Annotated in this window: 2 protein-coding genes; one reads left to right on the plus strand and one right to left on the minus strand. The window is 71.2% G+C overall.

Annotated features, from left to right (window positions below):
- Positions 1-130: 130 nt before the first annotated feature.
- Positions 131-2137 (minus strand): glycoside hydrolase family 15 protein, encoded by a 2007-nt coding sequence (locus ACFV61_RS31015; RefSeq protein ID WP_063349651.1) that lies wholly within the window; start codon positions 2135-2137, stop codon positions 131-133.
- Positions 2138-2857: 720 nt separating this feature from the next.
- On the opposite strand from ACFV61_RS31015, the gene ACFV61_RS31020 reads away from it, so the two are divergent.
- Positions 2858-4537 carry a CTP synthase gene (locus ACFV61_RS31020; protein ID WP_079135937.1) on the plus strand — a complete coding sequence of 560 codons (1680 nt, stop codon included), beginning with the start codon at positions 2858-2860 and terminating at the stop codon, positions 4535-4537.
- The last annotated feature ends 123 nt before the right edge of the window (positions 4538-4660 follow it).

The following is a 4660-nucleotide window of genomic DNA, read 5'->3' on the forward strand; positions in this document are numbered from 1 at the left end:
CCCTCAAACGCGCCCAACACCACAACTGGCCACCACCACAACCGGCAACAGTCACCGTCACCCAGCACGACACAACCTAAAGTCACTGGCATTGGGACTAGGGCCTGTCCGGCCCCAGGCCGCCGGACCGCTAGACCGTCGCCTGTTCGACCCGCTCGGCCGCCAGGCCGTCCGGCTGGGCGGACAGGTAGGCGCCGCCGCAGGCGGTCAGCCGCAGTGCGGTGTCGATCAGCGGGACGTGGCTGAAGGCCTGCGGGAAGTTGCCGACCTGGCGCTTGAGCCGCGGGTCCCACTCCTCGGCGAGCAGGCCGAGGTCGTTGCGCAGCGCGAGCAGCCGGTCGAACAGCTCGCGCGCCTCCTGCACCCGGCCGATCATGGCGAGGTCGTCGGCCAGCCAGAACGAGCAGGCCAGGAAGGCGCCCTCGTGGCCGGAGAGGCCGTCGACGTTGTTGCCGCTCTCGTCGTGGGTCGGGTAGCGCAGCACGAAGCCGTCCTCGGTGGACAGCTCGCGCTGGATCGCCTCGATGGTGCCGATGACGCGCTTGTCGTCCGGCGGCAGGAAGCCGACCTGGGGGATGAGCAGCAGCGAGGCGTCCAGCTCCTTGCCGCCGTAGTACTGGGTGAAGGTGTTGCGTTCCGGGTCGTAGCCCTTCTCGCAGACGTCCCGGTGGATGGTCTCGCGCAGTTCGCGCCAGCGCTCCAGGTGGCCGTCGGAGGGGGCGTCCTCGGGGGTCTGCTCCAGCAGCTTGATCGTCCGGTCGACGGCGACCCAGGCCATCACCTTGGAGTGGACGAAGTGCCGGCGCGGGCCGCGGACCTCCCAGATGCCCTCGTCCGGCTCCTGCCAGTGGTCCTCCAGGTACTCGATCAGGCGCAGCTGGAGGTGGTGGGCGTGGTCGTTGCGGACCAGGCCGGTCATGTGGGCCAGGTGCAGGGCCTCGACGACCTCGCCGTAGACGTCGAGCTGGAGCTGGCCGGCCGCGCCGTTGCCGACCCGGACGGGCTGCGAGCCCTCGTAGCCGGGCAGCCAGTCCAGTGAGGACTCGGTGAGCTCGCGCTCGCCGGCGATGCCGTACATGATCTGGAGGTTCTCCGGATCGCCGGCGACGGCGCGCAGCAGCCACTCGCGCCAGGCCTTGGCCTCGTCGCGGTAGCCGGTGCGCAGCAGCGAGGAGAGGGTGATCGCGGCGTCGCGCAGCCAGGTGTAGCGGTAGTCCCAGTTGCGCTCACCGCCGATGTCCTCGGGCAGTGAGGTGGTGGGGGCGGCGACGATGCCGCCGGTGGGGGCGTAGGTGAGGCCCTTGAGGGTGATCAGGGAGCGGATCACGGCCTCGCGGTAGGGGCCCTGGTAGGTGCACTGGGCGGCCCACTCGTGCCAGAAGTCGGTGGTGGCGTCGAGCATCTCCTCGGCGTCCGGGGCCTTCGGCGCGTCCAGGTGGGAGGCCTGCCAGGTCAGCGCGAAGGCGATCCGCTCGCCGGCGGTGACGGTGAAGTCGGCGTAGGTGGTCAGGTCGCGGCCGTAGGTCTCGGACTCGCCGTCCAGCCACACCGAGTCGGGCCCGGCCACGGCGACGGTGCGGTGGCCGCCTCCGGCCTGCTCGACCCGGTGCACCCAGGGCACGATGCGCCCGTACGAGAAGCGCATCCGCACCGCTGAGCGCATCCGGACGGTGCCGGCCACGCCCTCGACGATCCGGATCACCTGGGGGACGGCGTCGCGGCCGGCCAGCGGGCGCGGCGGCATGAAGTCGATCACCCGGACGGTGCCGCCCTGGGTGTCCCACTCCTGTTCCAGGACCAGTGAGTCGCCCCGGTAGCGGCGGCGGTCGGCGGGCACCGCGGGGGCGGCCGCGGTGGGCGGCGGGACCCTCAGATCGGCGGTGTCGGTGAAGCGGGGGAGGCCGAGGGCGGGGGCGGCCGGGGTGGGGGGTGCCGCGGGGGTGGGGACTTCGGTCGCGACGGCTTCGGCCGGACCGATCCGCCAGAAGCCGTGTTCATCGGTGCCGAGCAGGCCGGCGAACACGGCCGGAGAGTCGAAGCGGGGCAGGCAGAGCCAGTCCACCGCCCCGTCCCTGCTGACCAGGGCAGCGGTCTGCATGTCCCCGATGAGTGCGTAGTCCTCGATACGGCCGGCCACGTGGATCTCCAGTTCGCAATGTGGTCACGACGCATCGGCGATCTGGGGGAGCGAACGGTCTGCGGGGCCGGAGCCCACCCCGGGACGTCCGGCCCGCCGAAGGGTGGTGGCGGGCCTTGCTGGAGTGTCCGCGCGAGGCTCGGTCGAGCCCCTGGGGTGGGAGGGGAGGAGCTGGAATACGGGGAGGTCCGGTCGCGCATCGGGGACCGGGAGTGTCCTGACCTCCCACGCCCTCCGCGTGCTCGTGCTGTCGGCGATGCGTCCGTGCAGCTTACGACGGACGAAAGGGGCGAAGCACGCGGGCGCAGCCTCGTGTGGCGCCACAATTCGGCGGAAATGCCGTGCATCGCGAGGACGCCGGGCAGGATGGTCCGGACGGATCAGTTCCGCCTGGTCCCAGTGGAGGGGCTGTCATGGCCCGAACGGAGTGCTCCGAAGTGGCCCGGTCCGGCCGTGGTGCGACCGGTGTGACGGCTGCGCCGGATGATGCGCCGGTGGTGCGCCCCGCGCACGCCCCCGGGGCGCCGCGAGCGGGCCGGAAGGCGTCCGGGTCGGGTCACTGATACCCTGGTATCCCGTGGACCGGTGGGATCAAACGCCCCGGACCAGCCGAATCGACGACCCCCCGAGTGCCGTGCACCGCACCGCCTCCCGTCGTTCGGCGAGTCGAGAGCATCCCGCCCACGTCACCTTCGACACGCGACCCACGGGAGCCCCCTCTTGGCACAGCCCCATTCCGGCAAGGCAGCGAACGGCCGCGCCGTGACGACCAAGCACCTCTTCGTCACCGGGGGTGTCGCCTCTTCGCTCGGCAAGGGCCTCACCGCCTCCAGCCTTGGCGCGCTCCTCAAGGCCCGCGGCCTGCGCGTCACCATGCAGAAGCTCGACCCGTACCTCAACGTGGACCCGGGCACCATGAACCCGTTCCAGCACGGTGAGGTCTTCGTCACGGACGACGGCGCCGAGACCGACCTGGACATCGGCCACTACGAGCGGTTCCTGGACACCAACCTGCACGGTTCGGCGAACGTCACCACCGGCCAGGTCTACTCCACCGTCATCGCCAAGGAGCGACGCGGCGAGTACCTGGGCGACACCGTTCAGGTCATCCCCCACATCACCAACGAGATCAAGTCCCGGATCCGCCGGATGGCGACCGAGGACGTCGACGTGGTGATCACCGAGGTCGGCGGGACCGTCGGCGACATCGAGTCGCTGCCGTTCCTGGAGGCCGTCCGCCAGGTCCGCCACGAGGTCGGCCGGGACAACGTGTTCTTCGTGCACGTCTCCCTGCTGCCGTACATCGGCCCCTCGGGCGAGCTGAAGACCAAGCCCACCCAGCACTCCGTCGCCGCGCTGCGCAACATCGGCATCCAGCCCGACGCGATCGTGCTGCGCGCCGACCGCGAGGTCCCGCAGGCCATCAAGCGCAAGATCTCGCTGATGTGCGACGTGGACGAGGAGGCCGTGGTGGCGGCGATCGACGCCAAGTCGATCTACGACATCCCCAAGGTCCTGCACGGCGAGGGCCTGGACGCCTACGTGGTGCGCCGGCTCGACCTGCCGTTCCGCGACGTGGACTGGACCACCTGGGACGACCTGCTGCGCCGCGTCCACGAGCCGCAGCACATCGTCAAGGTCGCCCTGGTCGGCAAGTACATCGACCTGCCCGACGCCTACCTGTCGGTGACCGAGGCGCTGCGCGCCGGCGGCTTCGCCAACAACGCCCGGGTCGAGATCAAGTGGGTGACCTCGGACGACTGCGAGACCCCCGAGGGCGCCCGGGCGCAGCTCGGCGACGTGGACGCGATCTGCATCCCCGGCGGCTTCGGCGACCGCGGCGTCAACGGCAAGGTCGGCGCCATCACCTTCGCCCGCGAGAACCGCGTCCCGCTGCTCGGCCTGTGCCTGGGCCTGCAGTGCGTGGTCATCGAGGCGGCCCGCAACCTGGCCGGCCTGCCCGAGGCCAACTCCACCGAGTTCGACGCCGCCGCCAAGCACCCGGTCGTCTCCACGATGGCCGAGCAGCTGGCCATCGTCGACGGCAAGGGCGACCTGGGCGGCACCATGCGCCTGGGCCTGTACCCGGCCAAGCTCGCCGAGGGCTCGATCGTCCGTGAGGTCTACGGCGGCGAGCAGTACGTCGAGGAGCGCCACCGCCACCGCTACGAGGTCAACAACGCCTACCGCGCGGACCTGGAGAAGACCGGCCTGCAGTTCTCCGGCCTCTCCCCGAAGGGCGACCTGGTCGAGTACGTCGAGTACCCGCGCGAGGTGCACCCGTACCTGGTGGCCACCCAGGCCCACCCGGAGCTGAAGTCCCGCCCGACCCGCCCGCACCCGCTGTTCGCGGGCCTGGTCAAGGCCGCCATCGAGATCAAGACCACCGCGGCCGAGTAAGTCGTTGGTCGTTCACCGGACGGGGGGGCCCCGCGGTGCGCGGGGGGGGCCGCCCGGGGGGTGTTTTTTTGGACAATCCAGAAATGGGGGTGGAGTGGGGCGGGAGGCGCGCCCGGGGTGGGC

The sequence above is a fragment of the Kitasatospora sp. NPDC059817 genome, assembly GCF_042731835.1.
In the GTDB taxonomy this organism is placed as follows: Bacteria; Actinomycetota; Actinomycetes; order Streptomycetales; family Streptomycetaceae; genus Kitasatospora.